Origin of the sequence: Quatrionicoccus australiensis (assembly GCF_020510425.1) — a bacterium.
In the GTDB taxonomy this organism is placed as follows: domain Bacteria; phylum Pseudomonadota; class Gammaproteobacteria; order Burkholderiales; family Rhodocyclaceae; genus Azonexus; species Azonexus australiensis_A.
The window spans coordinates 2,214,352-2,238,041 of the sequence record NZ_JAHBAH010000001.1; the positions used below are offsets into that span (position 1 = coordinate 2,214,352).

Consider the following 23,690-nt stretch of genomic DNA (forward strand, 5'->3'; position numbering starts at 1 on the left):
CCGGGATCTGGGTCCCTGTCGGGCGACAGCATAGCCCTACTTGAGGCGCAAGGGCAGTCCTGCGGCGACCAGCGTGACCTGATCGCAGGCTGCCGCGACGCGCTGGTTGAGGCGGCCCTGCTCGTCGGCAAAGAGGCGCGACACCGGGTGCATGGGCACGATGCCCCAGCCGACTTCGTTGGAAACGAGAATGATGCGGCCGGGCAATTGCGGCAGCAGGTCGAGCAGGGCGCCGGTCTCGCCGGCGAACAGCGGGCAGTCGATGGCGATGCCGGCCTCGGCCTGGCTTGCGGCCTTTCCGGCAAAGAGCAGGTTGGACAGCCACAGGGTCAGGCAATCGACCAGGATGCAGGTGTCCGGTGCTGCCAGCTCACGCAATTTGGCGGCCAGCTGCAGGGTTTCTTCGGCGCAGCCCCAGTCGACCGGCCGGCGCTCGCGATGATGCGCGATGCGCCGGCTCATCTCGCCATCGCGCGCTTCCGCCGTCGCCAGGTAAACGACGCGCAGTCCGGATTCCGCCGCCCGCTTTTCGGCCAGCAAACTCTTGCCCGAACGGGCGCCGCCAAGGATCAGTTCTTTCATGCCCGGCACTTTAGGTGATTGCACGGCGTCCCGGCAAGCCGGATAATCCGTCCCGATCCGATGAAACGGAACCCGGTGTGAATCCGGGGCGGGCCCGCCGCTGTAACCGGGGACGACTGCCGCACGATGCCACTGCATGGGGAAACAGACCCGGCGGGAAGGCGCGGTATTCGGCCGATCCGGAAGCCAGAAGACGTATCGGATTGTTCGGGCCGGAAACCTGTGGACAGGGTTTCGTCGCTGCGTTCGCAAGAGCGTGGCGGCGAGGCCCTTTTTGTTTTTTTGAACAGGAAGAATCGGATGCATTCAAAATTCAACATCGTCGCCCCGGATCAGGGGCTGGCCGCCGCGCTGCAGCACAAGATCGACCAGAAGACCAAGCCGCGCGGCGCGCTCGGTCAACTCGAAACGGTGGCCAAAAAGGTCGGCCTGATCCAGCAGCGCCTCGACCCGGAATTCGGCCAGCCCTACATGCTGGTCTTTGCCGGCGACCACGGCGCGGCCCGGGCCGGTGTCTCGGCCTACCCGCAGGACGTGACCTGGCAGATGGTCGAGAATTTCCTCGCCGGCGGCGCCGCGATCAATGCCTTCGCGCGTCAGAACGACCTGCATCTGGCGATCATCGACGCCGGCGTCGCGCATGACTTCGGCAAGCGCTCCGGCCTGATCAACGCCAAGGTGGCGCCCGGCACCGCCAATTACCTCGAAGAACCGGCGATGAGCGCCGCACAGTGCGCCACGGCGATCGAACGCGGCGGCGAGTTCTGCCGCAACCTGTCGCTGAACGGTTGCAACCTGGTCGGCTTCGGCGAAATGGGCATCGGCAACACCGCGGCCGCCTCGCTGATCACGCATTGCCTGACCGGCGCCACGCTGGCCGATTGCGTCGGGCGCGGTACCGGCCTCGACGATGCCGGCCTGGCGCGCAAGCAGGGCCTGCTCGAACAGGCTTTGCAGCGTTATCGCGCCGCCGGTGGCGACAACGATCCGGCGCGCGTGCTGGCCGAATTCGGCGGCTTCGAGATCGCCATGATGGTCGGCGCCATGCTCGGCGCGGCGGAAGCGAAGATGACCATGCTGATCGACGGCTTCATCGTCGGCGCGGCGGCGCTGACCGCCATTCGTCTGGTGCCGGCCGTCGCCGACTACTGCATCTTCTGCCACCGTTCGGCCGAACCGGGCCACGCGGCGCAACTGCAGGCGCTGGGCGCCGAGCCGCTGCTCGACCTCGGCCTGCGTCTGGGCGAAGGCACTGGTGCCGCGCTGGCCTATCCGCTGGTGCTGGCCGCAGTCAATTTCCTGAACGAAATGGCCAGCTTCGAATCGGCCGGCGTTTCTGACAAGAGCGCGGACAAGGACTGATGCTGCGCCGTGAGCTGGAATATTTCTTCGGCGCCATCCGCTTTTTCACGCGGCTGCCGGTGCCCGGCTGGGTGGGGCATTCGGCCGAGGCGCTGAACCGCTCGGCGCGCTGGTTCCCGGCGGTCGGCCTGGTGATCGCCGGGATCGGCGCGCTGGTCTATCTTGGCGCGCTGCAATTCTGGCCGCAGCCGGTCGCCGTGCTGCTGTCGATGGCGGCAACGCTCTATGCCACCGGCGCTTTCCACGAGGACGGCCTGGCCGATACCGTGGACGGTCTGGGCGGCGGCTGGGACAAGGCGCGCATCCTGGAGATCATGAAGGACTCGCGAGTCGGCAGTTACGGCGTGGTTGCCACGGTGCTGGCCCTGCTCGGCAAATTCACGCTGCTCGCGGCACTCGACAGCGCGCTGGTGCCGTGGGCGCTGCTTGCCGGGCATGCCCTGTCGCGCTTCTGCGCCGTCGTGCTGCTGGCGAGTATGGATTACGTGCGCGAAGACCTGCAGTCCAAGGCCAAACCGCTGGCGACGCGACTGTCCATCGGTCAACTGCTGTTTTCACTGCTTTTTGCGCTGGCGGCGCTGGCCTGCTTGCCGATTGCGAAAGCCGTGGTCGGCTGTGGGCTGGCGGTACTGGTCACCGTCTGGCTGGCTGCCAAGTTCAAGCGCTGGCTGGGCGGCTATACCGGCGATTGCCTGGGCGCGACGCAGCAAGTTGCCGAAATCGCTTTCTACCTCGGCTTGCTTGCCCAGTTGCCCGGGTAAATTTGCTGCCTGCGCCGGCTTGGCCGATCATGGCGCTTCATTGATCCAGGATCATCATGGAAAAGCCGACCGCCCCTTCCTGCGAGAAGAACCGCGAACCCATCCTCGAGGTGTTGCGCGAGCATTTCGCCGACCGCCGCCATGTGCTGGAAATCGGCAGCGGCACCGGTCAGCACGCGATCTTCTTTGCCGAACATCTGCCACATCTACGCTGGCAAACTTCCGACCGTGCTGAAAACCTGCCCGGCATCACTGCCTGGCTGCAGGAAGCGGCGTTGCCCAATACCTCCTTGCCGCTCGAACTCGATGTCACGGCGGCCTGGCCGGAACAGCGGCACGATGCGGTGTTCTCCGCCAACACTCTGCATATCATGCCCTGGTCAGCCGTCGAGTGCCTGTTCGCCAGGCTGCCCGATGTGCTTGCCGCCAATGCCAGACTGGTCATCTATGGTCCCTTCAATTATGGCGGCCAATTCACCAGCGACAGCAACGCGGCTTTTGACTCTTGGCTCAAGGAAAAGGCGCCGCATCAGGGCATTCGGGATTTTGAGCGAGTGCATGCACTGGCGCAGGCAGCGGGGCTGGAACTGGTCGAGGACCGGGCCATGCCGTCGAACAATCGTTGTCTGGTCTGGCAAGCGTTGTCATGACCGGCTTGCTATGCCATGCGAATTACGGCACGATCCGCCGCTCAAGCAATCCTTGCCGGGCGATCATGCCGACGCCGGGCCTGACCAGAGAGACGCGATGAGCATCCGTGTTTGTGTTCTGCCTACCCAGTACGACATCATCGATTTCCGCCAGGGGCGCCGCCCGGAGAATGTTTTCGTGCGCGAGTTTGCCAGTGCGGTCGAGGCGCAGGCATACGAAGACGGGATCGACGCCATCGACGATCAATATGACCGGCTCGAAGAGATCAAGGTGGTGGGCAGCAAGGTCATCCACAGCCATCGCTCGGAAGACCCCGAGATCGAAGGCTTGCTTCGGGTCGCCGAACAGGCGTTCGCCACGCCAGCCGAAGCCGCCGCCTTCTGCCTGGGCATCGCCGATGCCGACGGTTATGCCGCACCGCTGCTGGTCGACGATACGGACGATCGCTTCGCGCAACTGCTCGCCTGGTCTGGCGCAGCCTGAGGCGGAACGGGGGCCTTTCGGCGCCTTCCGGTGTGCTTTAACCCGGTAAGATAGGTCCGTCCTGTTCCGAGGTTTCCCCCATGCGTTCCTTCCTGCTCTTTCTGCATCTCGCCGGCGTCATCATCTGGGTGGGCGGCATGTTCTTCGCACATTTCTGTCTGCGTCCGGTCGCTGCCGAGCAATTGCCGCCGGCCCAGCGTCTGCCGCTGCTGTCGGCGGTGCTCGGGCGGTTTTTCGTGGCCGTGGCGCTGGCGGTCGCCGTCATTCTGGCTTCGGGCTTCGCCAGCCTCAAATTGACCGGTTTTGCCCTGGCGCCGCTGCACTGGCATGCGATGTCGGGTCTCGGCTTGTTGATGGCCGGGATTTTTGCCGTGATTTATTTTCGCCTTTATCCGCGCCTGCGGGCCGGCGTGGCGGAGGCCGACTGGCCGGCGGCAGGGGCGGCAATGAACCGGATCCGCCTGCTGGTGGCGACCAACCTGCTGCTCGGCGGATTGACCCTGGCGGTAGCAACGCTGGGTGCTTACTTGGTTCCATGAGCGCGCTTGCTACGCAATGATCCTGCATCTGATCCGCCATCCCCAACCGGTGGTCGAACCCGGCATCTGTTACGGTCGACTCGATCTGGCGGCCGAAAATGCCGCCGCGGTCGCCACCCGTTTGCGGGCTGAACTGCCGGCCGGCCTGCCTGTCTGGAGCAGCCCGCTGCGCCGTTGCCGCGAGCTGGCCGAGTTGCTGCATCCACAGCCGCAACTCGACGAGCGCCTGGCAGAGATGGATTTCGGTGACTGGGAAGGCCTGGCCTGGGATGCGATCCCGCGTGCCGAACTCGATGCCTGGGCCGCCGATGTCGCCGGTTACGCACCGCCCGGCGGCGAGTCGCCGCGCCAGTTGCAGCAAAGGGCGCTGGCCTTCGTGGCCGACTTGCGCGAGCCGGAGGCGGTGATTGTTACCCATGCCGGGGTGATCCGCGTTTTGCTGGCGCATTTCCGGCAACTGGCACCTGCGGATTGGCTAAACCTGAAATTCGACTACGGCTCGCGTACGGATATTATTGTCCCACGGTAAAATGCCGGCGATGGATACCTTCAATCCCTTGCGCGACGCGGTGCCTCCGGGTGAAATCAAACGCGCCCTGATCATCAAGCTCCGCCACCATGGTGATGTGCTGGTCAGCTCCCCGGTTTTTTCGGCGCTCAAGGCGCATGCTCCGCAGGCCGAGATTGATGCTTTGGTGTATGCCGACACCGCTGAAATGCTGACCTTGCATCCGGCCATTTCGCAGGTGCATGTGGTCGGCCGCCATTGGAAACGCCTGGGTGTGATCGGCCAGCTCCGCGCCGAAGTAGCGCTTTTCAACAGTTTGCAGGCGCGCGGTTACGATCTGGTCATTCATCTTACCGAGCACTGGCGTGGCGCCTGGTTGTGCCGCTTGCTCAAGCCGCGCTGGTCGGTCGGACCGGCGATTGCCGGACGCAATCGGCGCTGGCAGGCGAGTTTTACGCATTTGCAGGCCAGCCCCAAAAATGCCCTGCGGCATATGGTCGAGGCAAATCTCGATGCCTTGCGCCGGATCGGTATCCAGCCTGGGCCAGATGAGCGGCGCATGCTGCTGATTCCGGGGGGGCTTGCCGATCAGCGTGTGGCTGCCCTTCTGGAAAAGTTTGGCTTGCAGGGGCAGCATTTCATTCACGTTCATCCGGCATCGCGCTGGTTTTTCAAGTGCTGGCCGGTGGCACGGATGGCGTCGCTGATTGAGGCCTTGCAGAACGAGGGCCATGTCGTGGTGCTGACTGCTGCGCCCTCACCCGAAGAAAAAGCGATGCTGGAGGCGATCCAGGCGCGTTTGCCCAGACCAGCTTTCAGTTTGTCCGGTGAGTTGTCATTGAAGGAACTGGCGGCTTTGACCCGGCAGGCCAGGCTGTTCATCGGCGTCGATTCGGCACCGATGCACATTGCAGCGGCGGTCGGAACCCCGACGCTGGCATTGTTCGGGCCGTCCGGTGACAAGCAGTGGGGGCCGTGGGGCGTGCCCGCGCGCGTGGTGAGCAGCACCCGGCATGCGTGCCGGCCATGCGGTATCGACGGTTGTGGTGGCGGCAAGGTCAGCGACTGTCTGAGTTCCTTGACGGTGGCCGAGGTGTTGGCCGCTGCTCACGAATTGCTTGCGCAGTGAAAATCGCGATCATTCGTCAGCGCTACAACCCGTTCGGTGGTGCCGAACGTTTTGTTGAGCGTGCTCTCGGGGCCCTGGCCGCCGAGGGGGCGGAGGTCAGTCTGATTACCCGGAGTTGGGCTGGTGCTGTCCAGTCAGGCTTTCATCAGGTGAGTTGTGACCCGTCTTATTCCCGCCTGTTCGGCGGGCGCGTGGCGCGTGATCGCAGCTTTGCCCAGGCGGCCCGGTTCGCCATGCAGCAAGGCGGCTATGACATTACCCAGTCACATGAACGGATCCCCGGCTGCATGATATTTCGCGCCGGTGATGGTGTGCATGCGGCCTGGCTGGCTCACCGCTCCAGGGCTCTGGGCTGGCTGGGGCGTCTTGCGCAGCGCCTTTCCGGATACCACCGCTACGTGCTGACGGCCGAGCGGGAAATGTTCGCGCACCCCGCGTTGCAGGCGGTCATCTGCAATTCGACAATGGTTGCTGATGAAATTGCCCGTTTTTATGGCGTCGACCGTTGCAAACTGCATATCATCTACAACGGTGTCGATACGGCAGTTTTTCATCCCGGCCTCGCCGCCGAGTTCCGTGACAGCGTGCGCCGTGAGGCAGGAATTCCAGCCGATGCGCCTCTTTTGCTTTATGTCGGCAGCGGTTTCGAGCGCAAGGGCGTTCCCCGGTTGCTGCAGGCATTTGCGCAAATGCAGTGCCAGGATGCACATCTGGTGATCGTCGGCGCCGATCGCCGGCTCAAGGCCATGCGATCGCTGGCCGGCCGGCTTGGTCTGGCCAGCCGGGCACACTTTACCGGGCCGCTCATGGATGTGCGACCGTGGTATGGCGCGGCGGATGGCTTCGTCCTGCCGACGCTGTACGATCCCTGCCCGAATGCTGCACTCGAGGCCCTGGCCTGCGGTTTGCCTATCGTGACGTCGACGACCTGTGGTGCGAGCGACTGGGTGAGCTCCGGCGAAAATGGCTGGGTTGTCGATGCGCTGGCAGTGCCCGAACTGGCCAGGCGTCTTGACGATCTGGCCGGCCTGGCGGGAAATCCCGAGGCGCGTCAGGCAGCTCGCGCCGCAGCCGAGCCGCTGACCTTGCCGGCCATGACTGGACGTCTGCTCGCCCTCTACCATCAGCTCGGTGGCGAGCGGGCCGGGCGGTTATAATGCGGCCTTTTCGTTGCTTCGTTCTGAATCACTCCGGCATGGCGTTCGCCGCTGACCCGGGGCAATTTGGCCTCGCTTGCGGGGTGAAATTCGGCAGAGCCTGCCGTTCCATCAGATTCGACAACCCTGCGCTCTTCATCGAGCCAAAAAACCGAACTGCGTGGCCTGGTCAAATATGAAAAATCCTGTTGTCTCCACAGAAAATAGCCGCGAGTTGTATCTGCGTCTGCTGCGCTACGTGCGTCCCTACTGGAAGATGTTGCTGCTCGGTCTGGCCATGAGCGCGATTGCCGCTGCGATGGAGCCCTTTCTGCCGGCCTTGATGAAGCCACTGCTCGACAATGGCTTTGCCGCCAAGGGAACCGGCGAGTTTGGTGACAGTTTGCTGACCTATTCGTATTGGGCCATTCCGTTGGTCATCGTCGCGGTCATGACCTTGCGCGGGGTGGTCACCTTCTGTGCCGGCTATGCCATGTCCTGGGTACAAACGCGCCTGATCAACGATATCCGGCAGGAGATGTTCAATCATCTGACTCGTCTGCCGATGGCTTTTTTTGAGCAAAACCCTTCGGCGAGAACGATTACCCGGATTACCAGTGACGTAAACAGCATTGCAGCCGCGGCAACCACGGTTGGTGTGACGCTGATTCGCGAATCGTTGGCCATGCTCGGCTTGATGGCGTGGCTGCTGTATCTGAACTGGCAACTAACCGTGGTTACCCTGACGGTGACCCCGTTCATTGCGTTTGTGACCAAGGTGATCGGCAAGCGGCTGCGGGTCTTGACCCGCTCGTCACAGAGTGGCGTGGCATTGATGACCCAGACCTTGCAGGAGGTCATCCTGTGCCAGAAGGTGCTCAAGATTTTTGGCGGAGAGGCGCAGGAAATAAAGCGTTTCAGCCGGGTCAACGGGATGATGGGCGGTTATGCCATGCGCAGTGCGATCGCAGCAGCAGCAGGAACGCCCTTGGTCCATTTCTTTGTTTCGATTGCGGTTGCCGTTGTGATTTACATGGCACTGTTGCAGTCGTCGCAAGGCGGGACGACGGTAGGCAGCTTCGTTTCCTTCATTACCGGCATGCTGATGCTGCTCGCTCCGATGAAGGCGCTTTCCGGTGTGGCACTTCCGTTGCAACGGGGTTTGGCGGCTGCCGAGAGCGTGTTCCACCTGCTTGATACGCCGCTTGAGGATGATCCGGGAACGCAGGTGCTGGGCCGTGCCCAGGGCAGGATTGATGTCCAGTCGGTATCGTTCAGCTATCCCGGTGCCGAGTCGGAGGCATTGTCCGCGTTCGACCTGTCGATTGCGCCGGGGCAAACCGTGGCGCTGGTTGGTGCCTCCGGTAGTGGCAAGACGACCCTGGCCAGTTTGCTGCCTTTGTTCCATTCGCCCAGTCAGGGGCGGATATTGATCGATGGCATCGATACAAACCAACTGACGCGAGTCAGCCTGCGTCACCAGTTCGCCATCGTTTCGCAAGAGACGTTGCTGTTCAATGATTCGGTAGCCGCCAACATTGCTTATGGCACGACCGCCAAGGCGACACAGGAGTCGATTGAGGCTGCGGCTGCGGCGGCCAATGCCCTTGAGTTCATCCGCGCCTTGCCCGATGGTTTCGATACCCCCATCGGCGAAAACGGCAACCGCCTGTCCGGCGGTCAGCGTCAACGCCTGGCCATTGCCCGGGCCATTCTCAAGGATGCTCCGATTCTGATTCTCGACGAGGCAACCTCCGCGCTCGATAACGAATCCGAGCGCTTGGTCCAGGAGGCGCTGGAGCGCCTGATGAAAAATCGCACGACCTTGATCATCGCGCACCGACTGTCGACGATCGAGCGGGCCGACCGGATTGTGGTGCTCGCCAAGGGCAGGAAGATCGAGGAAGGTACGCATGCCGAACTGCTGGCCCTGGAAGGGTTTTATGCCCGCTTGCACCGCGTGCACCTTGCCGAGCAGAAGCAATTTTGAATACGGGCCACCTAGCCGTGTCGGATGATCCGCGGCACATCCTGGCGATCATTGTTACCCGCATCGGTGACTCCCTGCTGTGCACCCCGGCGCTTCGGGCGATCAGCGAGCGTTGGCCCGATGCCCGGATCACTGTTCTGGCACATGCGAAAAGGCGGGATGTCCTGGAAAACCTGCCTTTTGTCGATGAAGTTCTGAGTCTGAGTTGGCATACTGGGTTGTTGGCGCGCTGCTTGCCGGGGAGTCGTTACGATCTGGCCTTCGTTTTTGCAGATGACGCCAAACTGATTCGTATCGGCCTCGGCTTGGCGAAAAAAGTGATTGCCTTTGCCGGTCGCTCGCCAATCCGGCATTCCCGTTTGCAACTGGTGATCCAGCCGCCTGCGATTCCTGCCGTGCTGGCGCGTTTGTCCCTGGTCGAGTCGGTTGGGGCTGTGACGCAGGATCATCGGCTGGTGTATCAGCTCACGGCAGAGGAGCGAGCCTGGGCCGCTGCCTGGCGGGCCGCATATCCGTCACCTCTGGTGGCTCTGCAACTGCACAGTTTTCCGACCAAGGCGCATCGCGATTGGCCGATTCGTCACTTTGTCCGGCTGATTGAATTGATCAGGGAAACCTACCCTGCGGCAACTTTCGTGATTACTGGCGACGCGATTGCCCGGCCTTCCGCGCTGGCGCTAGGCGAGCGTTTCGGTGCGTGCGTACTCTGTGTTGCCGGAGACTTGAGTTTGCGGCAGACCGCAGCTCTGCTGTCCACCGTCGATCTCTATGTGGGAGTCGATACGGGGCCGACGCATCTGGCTGGTGCGCTCGGTGTTCCGATGGTTGGCCTTTACCATGCCGCCTATCCCGGATGTAATCTGGCACCATTGCAGCATCCCCGATGCCGCTTCATCGAGCACCCGGCGACCGGTACGGCACAGGCCGCCGAGGCTGATATGGCTGATATTTCTCCCGAACAGGTGTGGGCTGCGGCCCACGAATTGTTGTCCGTAAAATTCCAATGAGCGAACGCCTTCTTCACATCGTGCATACCGAATCTTCCTGTGGCTGGGGGGGGCAGGAAATTCGCGTGCTGACCGAGGCCAAGGGCATGATCGGGCGTGGGCATCGGGTGACCCTGGTGGCACCTGCCGAGTCGCGTATTGCTCAGGCTGCGCCGGCCATGGGTATCCCGGTTGTCACCTTGCCGATTGCTCGCAAGCGCTTGCCGGCCTTGTGGGCCATGTTGAAGTGGCTGTTGCGCGAAGGCCGCGGAATCGATGTGATCAACTCGCACAGTTCCACGGATTCCTGGTTGGTTGCACTGGCCTGCACGCTGCTGCCGGACGCTCCGCCGATCGTGCGGACCCGTCACGTTTCATCCCCAGTCAACACGAGTGCCCAGACGCGCTGGCTCTATCAGCGTGCAGTTGCCCATGTGGTGACGACGGGCGAAGCCTTACGCCAGCAGTTGCAACGCGACAATGGTTTTCGTGCAGATTCGATGACCTCGGTGCCAACCGGGATTGATCTGGCCCGGTTTACGCCTTTGCCTGCCGATCAGGTGAAAGCCGCGCATCGCGCGATGCTTGGTTTGCCGGCAGGGCCTGTTCTGGGGATTCTCGCCACCCTGCGAAACTGGAAGGGGCATGCCTATCTGCTTGATGCCTTTGCCAGTCTGGCCAGTGATTTTCCTGAATGGAGCCTGCTGGTTGTCGGCGACGGGCCGCAACGCAAGAATCTTGAGGCGCAGGCGGCTCGTCTGGCGTTGAGCGAACGGGTCCGTTTTGTCGGCAATCGTGACGATCCGGAGCAATGGTTCAAAGCGATGGACATCTTTGTCTTGCCGTCCTATGGCGACGAAGGCGTACCACAGTCGATCATGCAGGCCATGGCCAGCGCTCTGCCGGTGATCAGCACGCCGGTGGGGGCGATCCCGGAGGTGGTGGAGCCGGACCTTACCGGTTTGCTGGTTGCTACCCGTGATAGTTTGGCCATTGCCGCAGCGTTGCGGTGTCTGATGTGCGACGAGCGCTTGCGCGAAGGATTGGGGCAGACGGGGCGGACGCGTGCCCAGGCGCGTTTCGGGATCGACAATATGCTCGATCGCATGGAAACCATTTTCCGGGCTCATGCCCGTGTGCCAAGCTCATGTGCGGTATAGGCGGCTTCTTCTCCAGCGTGGCGAGCCCCGCTGCGACGGCGCAGGCGATGCTCGCGGCGCTCGCTGCCCGGGGGCCGGATGCCAGCCACGTCCGTTATTTTGCGGATGCCGGTGCGGTGTCGCATACGCCAAGCCAGCATGCCCTATTGCACGCCCGGTTGTCGATCATCGATCCCCGGCCTATTGCCGATCAGCCGATGGGCAGCGAGGATGGTCGTTACTGGCTTTGCTACAACGGCGAAGTCTATGACTGGGAGGGCGACGCGCGTTCTCTCGCGGCGACACAGCCTTTCCGTTCCCGCTCCGACACCGAATACATTCTCAGGGGAGCACAGGCCTGGGGGGTCGAGTCCTTACTGAAAAAACTGACCGGGATGTTCGCCTTTGCCCTGGTTGACTGGCAGCGGCGGGAACTGGTCCTGGTCAGGGATCGTTTTGGCAAGAAGCCGCTCCTGTGGTGGAGTAACGGTCAGTCGTTTGCCTTTGCCTCAACCTTGCGCGGCATATTGCCGGCTTTGCCGCCAGCGGCGCGCAAGCTCTCCAGCAAAGGCATTGATGCCTATCTGGCGCACCGCTATATACCGGCGCCGTTGAGTGTCGTCGACGGCGTACAGCGGCTGCCGGCCGGACACATGCTGCGCTGGTCGCTTGATGGTGGTCCGGCTACCGTTTCCCGTTGGTATCCGGCTTCTGGAGAGGAGGAGGTCGGTACCGACTGGCTGGCGGCGCTGGATACGGCAATTCGCGAGCGCTGCGTTGCTGATCGGCCGGTTGGCTTGTTCCTTTCCGGCGGTATCGACTCAAGCGTGATTGCGAATCGTCTGGTTGCCCAGGGGCAGCATTTCCAGGCGTTCACCGCATCATTTCCCGGTAGTGAATTCGATGAAACGGCATTTGCTGCCGCCTTGAGCAAGCGCTTGGGCTTGCCGCATCACCCGGTCGTTGTTCCCGACAGTATTCGCGATGATTTTCCTGCCATCGTTGCTGCCATGGATGAGCCGTTTGCCGACCCGTCGTCCATTCCGCTCTGGTATCTGGCACGGGAAACGACGCAGCATGTAAAAGTCGTTCTCGGGGGCGATGGCGGTGATGAACTGCTGGCCGGTTACAAACGCTACCGCAAGCATTTGCGCAGTGCCGCCCGCGGCGATTTTTGCTGGCCGCAACAGCGGATTGCGGCACAGGCCCGTCCGACCAAATGGCAACGTCTGCGCGAGGAAATCGGCATGCCCTGGGCGGCTGCCTACAGTTTGCGTTTTTCCGGGATGTCCCTGGGGCAGCGCCGGTTTCTGCAGCCGAATCTGGACTTGCCTGTCACCTACTGGGCGGCGCCAACACCGCTTGTTCCTGCCGCAAGAGCACCGCTGGAACAGTTGCTGGCCATTGATCAGGCCAATTATTTGCCGGAGTACATCCTGCGCAAGGGAGATCTGACCACGATGGCACACGGTCTTGAGCTGCGTGCGCCATTGCTCGATCATCATTTTGCTGCTGCAGTCAGGGCTCAGCCGCCCGCCATCCGGTTTACCGAGCCGCCCAAGGCCATGCTTGCCGCAGCCTTGCCTGCCGATCTGGCTGCAACGCTTTTCCATGGCAAGAAACGCGGTTTCAATCCACCGCTCTCGATGTGGTTGCAGAAAGACCTGCTCGAGCGTTACGACGGACTCGGGCAGCGCCTCGAAGAGGCTAGCGCGGGACAGTTGCTGGCGGGGCAGATTGATGCATTTGTCGGTTTGTATCGCAGCGGCTGCAATGATCTGGCAGAAAACATCCTGCAATTGTTGATGCTGGACGAGTCGCTTCGCCAGCTAAGGGCATTCGGGGTCCAATGAAAATTGCATTTGTTGACGTGACGGTGACCGTCAGTTTCGGTGGTATCCAGACCGCAGTCTGGGAGCTTGCCAGGACTTTGCATGATCTGGGGCATGAGGTCTCGGTTTTCGGTGGCGAAGGCGAGATCAGGCCGGATTTGGGCGGGCGCAACATTCCCGTTCGTACCTTCCCGTTCACGCCGCGGGAAAAGGCACTCGACCTGGGCAGCCGTTTCCGTCGTTTCTGGGAGCGCTGGACCTTCGCTCGCCATGTCCGGCCGGAAATCATCGCCGGAGATTTTGATTGGGTAATCATTACCAAACCCTTCGATTTTTTCTGGCCATACCGGATGCCGGCCGGTTCCCGCACGCGTTTTGCATTTCGCAGTGGCGGTACCGATTTCATTCTTGGTGATCGCAAACTGGCCAAGGGGATCAGTGCCTGGTTTGCCAACAGCCACTTCAATGCCTGGCAGATCAAGAGTCGTTACGGACGTTATCCGACCGTGATCTACAACGGTGTGGATCTGGAGTCTTTCGGTCCGCATCGGCGCGACGAGGCCTTGCGCGAGCGTATCGGACTTGCTGCCGGCGAAGTCGCCTGCATGTTTGCCGGGCGCCTGGTTGGCTGGAAAGGCGTTTCGGTCACCTTGCAGGCCTTGGCGATATTGGTCAGGGAAGGTTTGCCGGTTCGTTTCGTCCTGATTGGTGACGGGCCGGAGCGCGAGCCATTGCTGTGTCAGGCAAACGCGCTTGGCCTGGAGGGGCGGCTGCTGATGCAGGGTGCCAAGGGGCACGGAGAATTGCCCGTGTGGTGGGCGAGTGCCGATATCGGCGTGTTCTCCAGCATCGGTGACGAGGGATTCAGCAACAGTATCGCCGAAGCGATGGCGAGTGGGCTGCCGGTGGTGGCCACGGCATTCAGTGGTAATCCGGAAACGGTTGGCAATGAAGGCAGTTGCGGTCTGCTGGTCCAGCCCGGCGATCCTGAGGCGCTGGCCGAAGCGTTGCGTCCCTTGATTCTCGACCGCGTTCTGCGGGAGAAGCTCGGCAAGGCGGCACGCCAGCGTATTGCGACCCAATTTACCTGGGAGAAGGTTGCCCAGCGTTTGCTCTCCGGACTGAAGCCCTGAGCATGCATATCGTCTATATCGATCCGCATGCAGTCCCCGATACCTGCCCCGAGGCCATGCAGATACTGCAAACGGTCGATGGCATGGCGCAAACCGGCATCAGCGTCACGCTGGTGACGCCGCCGGTGCGCACCAGAACGGTGGCTGAAGACATTCTCGGGCGCCCGCTTCACCCCGGTGTTCGCTTGCTGCCGCTGGATGATCTGCGGGATCGCTGGTGGTATCCCGCTCGCTCCGGCAAACACTTTTATCGCCAGGCGCGGCACCTGGTAAGTGGACTCAAGGGCGTGGATGGTCTGCTGGTGCGCAATCTGAAACTGGCCGAAGCGCTCCTCTCCGTAAAAAATCGGCCGCCGATGGTGTTCGAGACGCATGAAATTTTCGCCCGCACCTTTGCCGAAGAGCGGCCGCATCCATCCTGGAAGGAGCGGCGCAAGCTTGCCGCCCTGCGGCGCCGCGAGCATGCAATCTATGCCGGCAGCGAGGGCGTCGCCGCGCTGACTCAATGGTTGGTCGATGATCTTCGCGAGGAGTACGGAGTGAATACCCCGATGCGGGTTGTGCCGGATGGCGTCGATCTATCTGCTGCAGAAAATGCCGTTTTTTCACCGTCGACCGATGGCGGACCGGCACGTTTGCTCTATCTGGGCAGCCTGCATCCGTGGAAGGGAGTGGATTGCCTTCTCGACGCTTTGCCCGCTATTGAGCATGCCTGGTTGATCATTGCCGGGGGGCCCGCGCAGCGGATTGCCGAACTCAAGGCACAGGCCGAGATGCTCGGTGTGGCTGGTCGGGTTGTATTCATGGGCGAAGTCCCTCCTGCCCGGCGCTTCGAAGTCATCGCCGGGGCGGATATCTGCATGCTGCCGCTGACCAACACCGCGATAGGTAGCCGTTACACCTCGCCACTCAAGCTTTTCGAGTATATGGCCATGGGCAAGCCGGTGGTTGCCGCCGATGTGCCTGCGTTGCGCAGCGTGATTGTTTCTGGTGAAAACGGGATCCTGACCCCGGTGGATAATCCAGCACAACTGGCGGCCGCCGTGAATCGACTGTTGCAGTCACCCGCCCAATTGAAGGTTCTGGGCGAGGCGGCAAGGATGAGTGCGCAGGACTACAGCTGGGAGGCCAGGGCGTATCTGTTGGCCGGCTTTTTCACCGAATTGAAAGGACGTCGCTGATGTGTGGCATAACGGGGCTACTCTACAAACCCGGCAGCGCGCCATTCAATATGGCTTCGGCGCTGGCCGTGTTGCGTCATCGCGGGCCGGACGCGCAGACCAGCTGGTCCGCACCCGGTGTTGCGCTTGGTCACACCCGGCTGGCCATTCTCGATCTGGCCGGTGGCGATCAGCCGATGCACAGTGCATGTGGCCGGTACACCATTGTCTTCAACGGGGAAATTTACAATTTCGCCAGCTTGAAGGAAGAGTTATCTGCCGCAGGCGTTCATTTTTCCCGCCGCTCGGATACCGAAGTTCTACTGGCGCTGTTCATCCATTACGGATTCGAAGAGTGTCTGCGCCGTTTGCGGGGCATGTTCGCCTTTGCCATCTGGGACAACGTTCAGCGCGAACTCTCGCTGGCCCGTGACCGGCTTGGCGTAAAGCCGCTGGTTTATCTCGCGCAGGATGGCGTTTTCGGATTCGCCTCGGAAATCGGTGGTTTGCGGGCACTTCTTCCTGACGCAAGGCTGGATATCGATCCGGCTGCGCTCGACCAGTATTTCACCTTTCAATATATCCCGTCGCCGCAGACTGCCTTCAAACAGATTCGCAAGCTTCCGCCGGCGCATGCGATGGTGGTGAATGAAGAGGGCATAAAGCGCCTCTGGCGTTACTGGCAAGTCGACACCAGCCAACGCAGCAGGCTGAGCTATGACGATGCCTGCGAGGCTTTGCGCGAGAAGGTGCTCGCGGCAACCGCCATTCGCATGGTGGCCGACGTGCCCTTGGGGGCATTCCTTTCCGGTGGTGTCGACTCGGCGGTGACCGTCGCTGCCATGGCGCGTCTCGGCTCCGATCCGGTGCATACCTTTGCCGTCGGATTCGACGAGAAATCCCTTGATGAACGGCCCTACGCCCGCCAGGCTGCGGAGCATCTGGGAGCGCTGCACAGCGACATGCTGGCTCAGGCAGATGTGGTGTCCGATCTGCCGATGCTGATCCGGCGTTGCGGCGAACCGTTCGGCGACGATTCGCTATTGCCGACCTACCTGGTATCCAAGGCGGCGCGCGGGCAAGTTACGGTTGCCCTGACCGGTGATGGTGGCGATGAGGCGTTTGGGGGATACCGGCGCCACCAGCAACTGGCGCGCATGATACGGCTGGAACAATGGGGTGCCTTGCCTGCCTGGCGAAACCTGCGCCAACTCGGGGCGAAGCTGGAGGGGACGATTCGTCCGGATCGTCGCCGGCCTTTCCCGGCAACCCGCGAAGATCGCGCGCTTTATCACTCGCGTCTTCAGCGCCACATTGATCTCGCATCATTTTTCGATGCGGATGAAAAGGCGAGCCTGTATCGTCCGGAGTTTTCCGGCAGCCTGGCCGGGCAGAACAGTGCAGACTGGTTTGCCGAACGTTATGCACTGAGCGCAGGAGCGGACCCCGTCAATCGGGTTTTCCTGACCGATGCATATACGTATTTGCCGGAAGATGTACTTTTCAAGGTGGATATTGCGAGCATGGCGGCGTCTCTCGAATGTCGTTCGCCGTTTCTTGATCACGAGCTGATCGAGTTTGCTGCCTCGCTCCCGCCGGCAATGAAATCGAAAGGCCGTTCCGGCAAGCGCATCGTGCGTGAAGCATTTGCCGGTTGGCTGCCGCCCGGCTTCCTGCAACGACGCAAGCAGGGCTTTTCGACGCCGATTGCAAAATGGTTGTCCGGTGATCTGGCCGGCTTGATGCAGGAGCGCCTGCTGGCTGAGCGACGCCTCGATCCATGGCTGGATACGGCCGCAATAGAAAAACTTGTGCGCGGACATCTGTCGGGGGAAAAGCCAAATGCCCGGCGTTTATGGACTTTGCTGGTAGCCGCCGAATGGCTGGCTTCCATCGCTTGATGAATTACTTGAGAAAATGGGGGGAAGCATGAATCAGAGCATGGAGCTGTTGGTCGATAGGGAAAGCCGCATTCGCGAACTGTGTCGCGGGAAAAAGGTGCTTGATATCGGTTGTTGCGCACACGGAGAGTTTGCCGGCCGGGGTTCGAATAATTTCCTTCATGGCGAGATTGCCAAGATTGCCAGCGAACTGGTCGGGCTGGACAATGATCGGGACTCCGTTGCTGAAATGGTCAAACAAGGATTCAACGTGATCTGCGGAGATGCGGAGAATCTAGAGGCGACGGGGCTTTCGGGATTTGATGTGATCGTTGCCGGTGAGATCATCGAACACCTTTCGAATCCGGGGATGTTTATTGATGGGGCATACAAACTCTTGAGTCCGGGAGGCTACTTTTTGGTAACTGTCCCCAATGCATGGTCATTTACGCGCCTCAAGCAGTTACGCAAGGGTATTGATGATTCTCTGTGGACCCATGATCAACATACGTGCTGGTATTCCAAGGCTACTGTTCAGGCTCTTCTGAAGCGATTTGATTTCGTAATCGAAACCTTGGGATTTTGCACCATGCATCGTTCGAATCAACCACTGAAGCGTTTTCGTGACAGGATCAGGCTTGGCTGGGCGATGAAGCCAGCCTTTGCAGAGAGCATCTTTGTTGCGGCCAGAAAGCCTTGAGTTTTTGAGCCAAGTCACCGAATAGCCAGTCTATATGCACAAAATTCTCTGATGCCAAGGGTCAGCCACGAGACGCCGATCGTATATCGGCCAGATATTGATGGATTGAGGGCGCTTGCCGTGCTCTCGGTCGTTTTGTTTCATGCTTCCGATCGATTATTGCCTGGCGGTTTCGTCGGCGTTGACGTGTTTTTTGTTATTTCCGGGTATCTGATTTCCCGAATCATTCTTCAGGGTTTGTCAGATCGCAGCTTTTCGTTCGCTGATTTCTATAAAAAGCGCGCCCTGCGTATTTTTCCCGCTCTGATCGTTGTGTTGCTGGCCACTGCCTTGCTGGGAAATTTTCTTCTGTTTCCCCTTGAGTATAAAAACCTTGGCAAGCATATCGCTGGTGGCGCGGCATTTGTTGCCAACATCGTGTATTGGACTGAGAGTGGGTATTTTGACAAGCTTGGTGAAGCAAAGCCGTTGCTGCACCTTTGGTCGTTGGGTATCGAAGAACAGTTTTATCTAATTTGGCCACTTTTGTTGGCGTTTTTTTGGCAATTTCGGAAAAGTCTAATCTGGACTCTTTTGGGACTGGCAATTGTTTCGTTTGCAGCAAATCTGTTTTGGGTCGGTTCAGATGCAGCAAGTGTCTTCTACTTCCCCGGAACACGATTTTGGGAACTCATTCTTGGGGCGATACTTGCCGCATTGCAGGTTGCTCGGATCTTGAACGTTGGTAATGACGATTTAGTGAGTCCGAATCAAATTACGGAGCAGCGAAGCCGTGTGCTGCGTGACGGATTTTCGTTTGCCGGAATGGCGATGATCTTGGGCGCCTGTGTCGGGCTGAACCGCTCTATTTCCTATCCTGGTGGTTGGGCCTTGTTGCCGGTGTTGGGAGCCGTTTTCCTGATTGGTGCGGGGCCTCAGGCGTGGATCAATCGCTATTTTCTTGCTCGCCCCTTCATGGTTTTTTTGGGGTTGATCAGCTACCCGCTGTATTTATGGCACTGGCCCTTGTTGTCGTACGCACGCATTGTCGAGTCGGGAAAGCCTCCGGGCTTCTTTCGCGCGCTTTTGGTGTTTGCAGCTGTTTTTCTGGCGTACGCAACTTATCGCTGGATTGAGCGCCCATTGCGGTTTGGGAAGCTGCGCTATCGTGTAGCGATTTTATGGGGGGGGATGTGCTCCATTGGATGCTTCGGCACTTTTGTCTATTTTTCCGATGCTCAATTCGGTATACGTGCTACCCCGATGCTTCTGGCACAGGAAACCATAGAATCCCCCCGTAACGATCCTCAATGCAAGGGAAAATATCCCGTCCTTGGGGCTTATTGCCTTGAATCTGCTGGAGACGGGGCTGTGACTACGGCAATCGTAGGTGATAGTCACGCCAATCATTTCATGCCTGGGCTTGAGTCGATACTGCGCCCTAGAAACGAGCGCGTGGTTCATCTTGGAGAGCCTGGTTGCCCAGTTCTTCTCGGTGGGCTGCGGGAGCGTTCTGGAGAGCGAGTTTCGTGCGCAGCAGTTTCCGAATCCATTCTGACTTTTTTGGCGCAAAACCGAGAAATTCGGCGGATTATCATTTCATTTCGTGGGCCTTTGAATACATCGGAGAAGGGCTACGGAAATGTTGAAAAACTACTTGCCGTGAGATTCACTGATACATCCAACCCGACGCTTCCGTCAGCCGCTGCCATCGAGTCAACGCTTACCCGAACAGTTGCCTTGCTTCTTTCGAGAAACAAGGAGGTCTGGCTCTTTGAAGACGTTCCGGAGTTGGGTTTTCATATCGAAGAGTGCCAGGTTCGTCCTTTCAGTATTACCCACAAGAAACGGGAGCCATGTGCGTTGCCTTTCGCGGAAGTGAGTCAGCGGCAGCGGCAGTATCACCGGATTGTGACGCGTGTTCAGGAGAAATTTCCGAACTTGCTGGTTTTCGATCCGAAATTAAATTTATGTGATGCAACTAGCTGTTTTGGTATGAAAAACCATGCCCCGCTTTATGTGGATGGTGATCATCTGAGTCGCCAAGGCTCTCTCGTTGCATTAGAGGGATGGAGCCCGGTCCTTGACGAGAGCAGAGGTTCGGGAACAACAGTTTTGAGAAAGTAATTATCGATGACTGAAATAATTGCCGAGATTGGCCAGGCCCATGATGGCAGTCTGGGAATTCTGCATTCTTATATCGATGCAGTGGCCGGAACGGGGGCTGGTGCGATCAAGTTCCAGACACACCTGGCTGATGCCGAGAGCAGTCCGCAGGAGCCGTTCCGGGTCAAGTTTTCGCGGGTTGATCAGACGCGGCAGGATTACTGGCGCCGTATGGAACTCTCCGTCGCCCAATGGAAAGAGCTGAAAGCACATTGTGACGAGGTCGGTCTCGCTTTCCTTAGTTCCCCCTTTTCCATTGCGGCAGTCGATCTGCTGGAAAGTATCGGCATTGAGCGTTTCAAGATCGGGTCAGGTGAGGTCAGCAATTTTCTGTTGCTTGAGCGTGTAGCCCGGAGCGGACTTCCCGTACTGCTGTCGAGCGGCATGAGTTCGCTGGAAGAGCTGGATCGGGCGGTTGAACTCGTGCTGGCGCATGGAACACCTCTCACCCTGCTGCAGTGCAATACGGCATACCCGACGCCGCCGGAACAGGTCGGTTTGAACGTGATGCAGGTCTTGCGCGAGCGTTATCGTTTGCCGGTCGGCTTGTCCGATCATACGGGTTCGCCCTATGCGGCTTTTGCTGCGACGGCGCTTGGTGCCGAGGTACTTGAAGTGCACACGGTTTTTGACAAGCGAATGTTCGGGCCGGATGCGTCGTCGTCGCTGACCATCGACCAACTCGCACAAATGGTCGAAGGCGTCAGGGCAATCAATGCGATGCTTTCCAATCCGGTAGACAAGAACGACAATTCACGTTTCCTGCCGCTGAAGGCCATTTTCGAGAAAAGTCTGGCCGTCAATGCAGATTTGCCGGCCGGTCACCGCCTGCGCTTCGAGGATCTCGAGGCAAAGAAGCCGGCCGGGATGGGGATTCCGGCATCGCGCTTCAAGGACGTGCTCGGGTGCCCCCTGAGTGTCGCGAAAACGAAGTGGGACTTCCTGGAAGTTTCGGACATCATTCAAGAGGATCAAGCATCATGAGTCGCCGCAAGATTTGCGTTGTTGTTGCCAGTCGCGCCAATTACGGGCGGGTGAAATATCTCCTCAAGGCGATTTCATCTCACCCCGAGCTTGAACTGCAACTCATTGTTGGCGCATCTGCGCTGCTTGAGCGTTTCGGCAAGGCGGAAAAGGTCATTCGGGCGGATGGCTTTGTCCCGGCGCATACGATCCATTATGTGGTTGAGGGCGAGACGCTTGAAACGCAAGCCAAGTCGACCGGGATGGGCATCATCGAGCTGACGACGGCATTCTCGAACCTGAAGCCAGACATGGTGGTTACTGTTGCCGATCGTTTTGAAACGATGGCGACGGCAATTGCGGCAAGTTACCTGAATATCCGCCTGGTTCACCTGCAGGGTGGCGAAGTCAGCGGGAACATCGATGACCGGGTGCGGCACGCAATTACCAAGCTGGCCGATTTCCATTTCGTGGCGACCGAGCAGTCCAGGGAACGCGTCGTGCGCATGGGTGAGGCGCCCGAGATGGTGTTCAACTACGGGTGCCCGGCCATGGATGTCCTGACGCACGAGGACATGAGCATTTCCAACGAGCTGATGAGCCGTTATGGTGGCGTTGGTGAATCCATCGATTGGGAGAAACCTTTCCTTCTGATGGTCCAGCATCCGGTGACAACCAGTTTTGGTGATGGTCTGCAGCAGATCCAGGCGACCCTCTCCGCACTGGCCGAGGTCGAGGGCTACCAAAAAATCGTGCTGTGGCCGAATCCCGATGCCGGGAGTGACGACGTTTCCAAGGGCATCCGTCTTTTCCGCGAGAGTGGCAAGGCTCAGGGATTCCATTTTTTCAGGAATTTTTCACCCGAAGATTACGCCCGGATTCTCGCCAATGCCCATTGCGCGATTGGCAACTCTTCCTCTTTTCTGCGCGAGGGCTCTTTCCTCGGGGTGCCGGTTGTTTTGGTGGGGGATCGCCAGCAGGATCGCGAGCATGGTGAAAATATCGCTTTCTCCGGTTATGCCAAGAGCGATGTCCTGGAAACCGTGCTGCGGCAACTGAAGCATGGCCGTTATCCGGCATCGCGCATATTTGGTGATGGCCGGACGGGAGAGCGTATCGCCGCCGAACTGACAACCCTGCCGTTGATCTACAACAAGCGTATCCAGTACTAGGTGGTCGATAACGATGCGAATTGTTGTTTTTGGGGTAGTCCCCCATTCCCCCCACTTTGAGACGCAACTGGAGTTGATGGAAAAGCATCTGCTGGCAGGTGACAGCGTCAGCTATGTTTCTTGCGACCGTGCCCTCAGTCACTGTGATGCGAATCCGGAGAATGACCGTTTGTTTTGCCGGGCGTGCGAAGGAAAGCGGGTGCGCGGACTTGGCTATCTGAGCCGCCCGGTCGACGTGCAAAAACTCTCACTTTTGCTTGATGCCCGCGATGCGGCAGGGGTGGCGTTAGAGTTTCCCGATCTGGAGGCACTGACGGCCTACAGGGTGGCTGACTACGATTGTGGCGAAGCGGTGTCGTCCTCCTTGCAGAGTATTGCACGGACCATCTATCCGCATCTCGATGCTTACCGTGACTACATTGCGCGGGCGATGGTGTCGAGTGTGTTGCTGCATGCTGCGGCAGCCCGTTACCTGAAGCTGGCCCGTCCCGATCTGGTCTATATCTTCAACGGTCGGGCGGCAACGGCACGAGGTCTGCTCCGTGCATGTCAGGGCGAGAAAATTCGCTTTTACACGCACGAACGCGGTTCAAGCATCGACTCCTACATGCTGGCTGAAAATACAGTTCCACACGATGTTGATTATCGCGGTGCCGAAATTCGCCAGCACTGGGTAGAAAATCCGAATACTGCAGAGAAGGAAGAGATCGCAGCACGTTTCTACGCCAATATGCGGCGCGGTAAACTGGCTTATCGTGAGGCCAATTACCTGAAGCATCAGCAATCCGGGTGCTTGCCGCCCTATTGGACGGAGGGGAGCGAGCGTATCGTCTTTTTCAGTTCGACCGAAACCGAGCGTGCAGCACTCAAGGGCTTCTATCAGCGACGAATCTATACGTCATTGATCGACATGGTGTCGCGCATCCTTGTTGACCTGAAGAAATCCGGGTTCAAGGGGGTTTTTGTGCTCAGGATGCATCCGAACAGCCACGAAGAATACGCGATGATGTTGCCACGTTTGGCGGAGCTCAATCCCGGCGAGTTTTTCCACGTTATTCCACCGAACGAAAAAGTCGACACCTACGCGCTGCTGGATAGTGCGGACAAGGTCCTGGTGGCAACGTCGACCCTGGGCATGGAGGCCGCATATGCCGGCGTGCCATGCATCTCTCTTGAGCGTTCGAATTACGACAAGCTCGGATCGACCTATTCGCCGGCAACACATGAGGAAGTCATGGATTTGCTGGGCCAGCCCCTGCTGCCGAAGGACAAGCTCGGTGCGATCATGTACGGCTATTACACGTTGACCTTCGGTTACCGCTTCAAACGGGTGACCATGCAGGGGCAGAACAAGTGCAGCTTTAACGGCAAGAAGGTCCGCTCGCCCAAGTGGCTGGATTGGGCCATGAAGTTACGCAAGCGTCTGAACGGATAGATTC

21 protein-coding genes and 1 riboswitch are annotated in these 23,690 nt (G+C 59.6%); of the genes, 20 read left to right on the top strand and 1 reads right to left on the bottom strand.

Going from position 1 to position 23,690, the window contains the following annotated elements:
* Positions 1-36: 36 nt before the first annotated feature.
* Positions 37-582, bottom strand: coding sequence for a bifunctional adenosylcobinamide kinase/adenosylcobinamide-phosphate guanylyltransferase (gene cobU / locus KIG99_RS10655; protein ID WP_226460149.1), 546 nt, complete (start codon positions 580-582; stop codon positions 37-39).
* A 31-nt stretch (positions 583-613) separates the two neighbouring features.
* Positions 614-799: riboswitch (cobalamin riboswitch) on the top strand.
* Positions 800-882: 83 nt separating this feature from the next.
* Between cobU and cobT the strand changes: the two genes are divergently transcribed.
* The 20 genes from cobT (at position 883) to KIG99_RS10755 (ending at position 23,686) form a co-directional block, all read left to right on the top strand.
* Positions 883-1,944 (top strand): nicotinate-nucleotide--dimethylbenzimidazole phosphoribosyltransferase, encoded by a 1,062-nt coding sequence (gene cobT, locus KIG99_RS10660; protein WP_226460150.1) that lies wholly within the window; start codon positions 883-885, stop codon positions 1,942-1,944.
* The gene (locus tag KIG99_RS10665) at positions 1,944-2,705 is read left to right on the top strand and encodes an adenosylcobinamide-GDP ribazoletransferase (RefSeq protein WP_226460151.1); all 762 of its coding nucleotides are present in this window, start codon (positions 1,944-1,946) and stop codon (positions 2,703-2,705) included. Before cobT ends, KIG99_RS10665 begins: the two co-directional genes overlap by 1 nt.
* A gap of 56 nt (positions 2,706-2,761) precedes the next feature.
* Entirely contained in the window at positions 2,762-3,355 is a 594-nt protein-coding gene (locus tag KIG99_RS10670; protein ID WP_226460152.1) for a DUF938 domain-containing protein, read from the top strand.
* 97 nt (positions 3,356-3,452) lie between these two features.
* Positions 3,453-3,839 (top strand): hypothetical protein, encoded by a 387-nt coding sequence (locus KIG99_RS10675; protein ID WP_226460153.1) that lies wholly within the window; start codon positions 3,453-3,455, stop codon positions 3,837-3,839.
* An 80-nt stretch (positions 3,840-3,919) separates the two neighbouring features.
* Entirely contained in the window at positions 3,920-4,378 is a 459-nt protein-coding gene (locus tag KIG99_RS10680; protein ID WP_226460154.1) for a CopD family protein, read from the top strand.
* 16 nt (positions 4,379-4,394) lie between these two features.
* On the top strand, positions 4,395-4,907 hold the full coding sequence (gene cobC, locus KIG99_RS10685) for an alpha-ribazole phosphatase family protein (RefSeq protein ID WP_226460155.1): 513 nt from the start codon (positions 4,395-4,397) through the stop codon (positions 4,905-4,907).
* On the top strand, positions 4,894-6,015 hold the full coding sequence (rfaQ, locus tag KIG99_RS10690; RefSeq protein ID WP_226460156.1) for a putative lipopolysaccharide heptosyltransferase III: 1,122 nt from the start codon (positions 4,894-4,896) through the stop codon (positions 6,013-6,015). Before cobC ends, rfaQ begins: the two co-directional genes overlap by 14 nt.
* On the top strand, positions 6,012-7,172 hold the full coding sequence (locus tag KIG99_RS10695; RefSeq protein ID WP_226460157.1) for a glycosyltransferase family 4 protein: 1,161 nt from the start codon (positions 6,012-6,014) through the stop codon (positions 7,170-7,172). Before rfaQ ends, KIG99_RS10695 begins: the two co-directional genes overlap by 4 nt.
* A gap of 76 nt (positions 7,173-7,248) precedes the next feature.
* Positions 7,249-9,141 carry a lipid A export permease/ATP-binding protein MsbA gene (gene msbA / locus KIG99_RS10700; RefSeq protein ID WP_226460158.1) on the top strand — a complete coding sequence of 631 codons (1,893 nt, stop codon included), beginning with the start codon at positions 7,249-7,251 and terminating at the stop codon, positions 9,139-9,141.
* Positions 9,138-10,148 (top strand): glycosyltransferase family 9 protein, encoded by a 1,011-nt coding sequence (locus tag KIG99_RS10705; RefSeq protein WP_226460159.1) that lies wholly within the window; start codon positions 9,138-9,140, stop codon positions 10,146-10,148. The genes msbA and KIG99_RS10705 overlap by 4 nt, the downstream gene beginning before the upstream one ends.
* Positions 10,145-11,287 (top strand): glycosyltransferase family 4 protein, encoded by a 1,143-nt coding sequence (locus KIG99_RS10710; protein ID WP_226460160.1) that lies wholly within the window; start codon positions 10,145-10,147, stop codon positions 11,285-11,287. Before KIG99_RS10705 ends, KIG99_RS10710 begins: the two co-directional genes overlap by 4 nt.
* 47 nt (positions 11,288-11,334) lie before the next feature.
* Positions 11,335-13,119: an asparagine synthase (glutamine-hydrolyzing) gene (asnB, locus tag KIG99_RS10715; RefSeq protein ID WP_264180529.1), complete on the top strand. Its 1,785-nt coding sequence runs from the start codon at positions 11,335-11,337 to the stop codon at positions 13,117-13,119.
* Positions 13,116-14,231, top strand: a complete 1,116-nt coding sequence (locus tag KIG99_RS10720) for a glycosyltransferase family 4 protein (protein WP_226460161.1) — start codon at positions 13,116-13,118, stop codon at positions 14,229-14,231. Before asnB (KIG99_RS10715) ends, KIG99_RS10720 begins: the two co-directional genes overlap by 4 nt.
* Positions 14,232-14,233: 2 nt before the next feature.
* Positions 14,234-15,412: a glycosyltransferase family 4 protein gene (locus tag KIG99_RS10725; RefSeq protein WP_226460162.1), complete on the top strand. Its 1,179-nt coding sequence runs from the start codon at positions 14,234-14,236 to the stop codon at positions 15,410-15,412.
* Complete coding sequence (asnB, locus tag KIG99_RS10730) at positions 15,412-17,292, top strand: asparagine synthase (glutamine-hydrolyzing) (protein WP_226460163.1); 1,881 nt, start codon at positions 15,412-15,414, stop codon at positions 17,290-17,292. The genes KIG99_RS10725 and asnB (KIG99_RS10730) overlap by 1 nt, the downstream gene beginning before the upstream one ends.
* Before the next feature lie 28 nt (positions 17,293-17,320).
* On the top strand, positions 17,321-17,971 hold the full coding sequence (locus tag KIG99_RS10735) for a class I SAM-dependent methyltransferase (protein ID WP_226460164.1): 651 nt from the start codon (positions 17,321-17,323) through the stop codon (positions 17,969-17,971).
* A 51-nt stretch (positions 17,972-18,022) separates the two neighbouring features.
* Positions 18,023-20,077 (top strand): acyltransferase family protein, encoded by a 2,055-nt coding sequence (locus KIG99_RS10740; protein WP_226460165.1) that lies wholly within the window; start codon positions 18,023-18,025, stop codon positions 20,075-20,077.
* A gap of 6 nt (positions 20,078-20,083) precedes the next feature.
* The gene (locus KIG99_RS10745; protein ID WP_226460166.1) at positions 20,084-21,100 is read left to right on the top strand and encodes an N-acetylneuraminate synthase family protein; all 1,017 of its coding nucleotides are present in this window, start codon (positions 20,084-20,086) and stop codon (positions 21,098-21,100) included.
* The gene (gene neuC / locus KIG99_RS10750; protein ID WP_226460167.1) at positions 21,097-22,251 is read left to right on the top strand and encodes a UDP-N-acetylglucosamine 2-epimerase; all 1,155 of its coding nucleotides are present in this window, start codon (positions 21,097-21,099) and stop codon (positions 22,249-22,251) included. The genes KIG99_RS10745 and neuC overlap by 4 nt, the downstream gene beginning before the upstream one ends.
* Positions 22,252-22,327: 76 nt before the next feature.
* Entirely contained in the window at positions 22,328-23,686 is a 1,359-nt protein-coding gene (locus KIG99_RS10755) for a hypothetical protein (RefSeq protein WP_226460168.1), read from the top strand.
* Positions 23,687-23,690: the final 4 nt, after the last annotated feature.

Coding starts and splice junctions, on each gene's coding strand:
- cobU (WP_226460149.1), bottom strand. CDS start 582: ATGAAAGAACTGATCCTTGGCGGCGCCCGTTCGGGCAAGAGTTTGCTG.
- cobT (WP_226460150.1), top strand. CDS start 883: ATGCATTCAAAATTCAACATCGTCGCCCCGGATCAGGGGCTGGCCGCC.
- KIG99_RS10665 (WP_226460151.1), top strand. CDS start 1,944: ATGCTGCGCCGTGAGCTGGAATATTTCTTCGGCGCCATCCGCTTTTTC.
- KIG99_RS10670 (WP_226460152.1), top strand. CDS start 2,762: ATGGAAAAGCCGACCGCCCCTTCCTGCGAGAAGAACCGCGAACCCATC.
- KIG99_RS10675 (WP_226460153.1), top strand. CDS start 3,453: ATGAGCATCCGTGTTTGTGTTCTGCCTACCCAGTACGACATCATCGAT.
- KIG99_RS10680 (WP_226460154.1), top strand. CDS start 3,920: ATGCGTTCCTTCCTGCTCTTTCTGCATCTCGCCGGCGTCATCATCTGG.
- cobC (WP_226460155.1), top strand. CDS start 4,395: ATGATCCTGCATCTGATCCGCCATCCCCAACCGGTGGTCGAACCCGGC.
- KIG99_RS10710 (WP_226460160.1), top strand. CDS start 10,145: ATGAGCGAACGCCTTCTTCACATCGTGCATACCGAATCTTCCTGTGGC.
- asnB (WP_264180529.1), top strand. CDS start 11,335: ATGCTCGCGGCGCTCGCTGCCCGGGGGCCGGATGCCAGCCACGTCCGT.
- KIG99_RS10720 (WP_226460161.1), top strand. CDS start 13,116: ATGAAAATTGCATTTGTTGACGTGACGGTGACCGTCAGTTTCGGTGGT.
- KIG99_RS10725 (WP_226460162.1), top strand. CDS start 14,234: ATGCATATCGTCTATATCGATCCGCATGCAGTCCCCGATACCTGCCCC.
- asnB (WP_226460163.1), top strand. CDS start 15,412: ATGTGTGGCATAACGGGGCTACTCTACAAACCCGGCAGCGCGCCATTC.
- KIG99_RS10735 (WP_226460164.1), top strand. CDS start 17,321: ATGAATCAGAGCATGGAGCTGTTGGTCGATAGGGAAAGCCGCATTCGC.
- KIG99_RS10740 (WP_226460165.1), top strand. CDS start 18,023: ATGCCAAGGGTCAGCCACGAGACGCCGATCGTATATCGGCCAGATATT.
- KIG99_RS10745 (WP_226460166.1), top strand. CDS start 20,084: ATGACTGAAATAATTGCCGAGATTGGCCAGGCCCATGATGGCAGTCTG.
- neuC (WP_226460167.1), top strand. CDS start 21,097: ATGAGTCGCCGCAAGATTTGCGTTGTTGTTGCCAGTCGCGCCAATTAC.
- KIG99_RS10755 (WP_226460168.1), top strand. CDS start 22,328: ATGGAAAAGCATCTGCTGGCAGGTGACAGCGTCAGCTATGTTTCTTGC.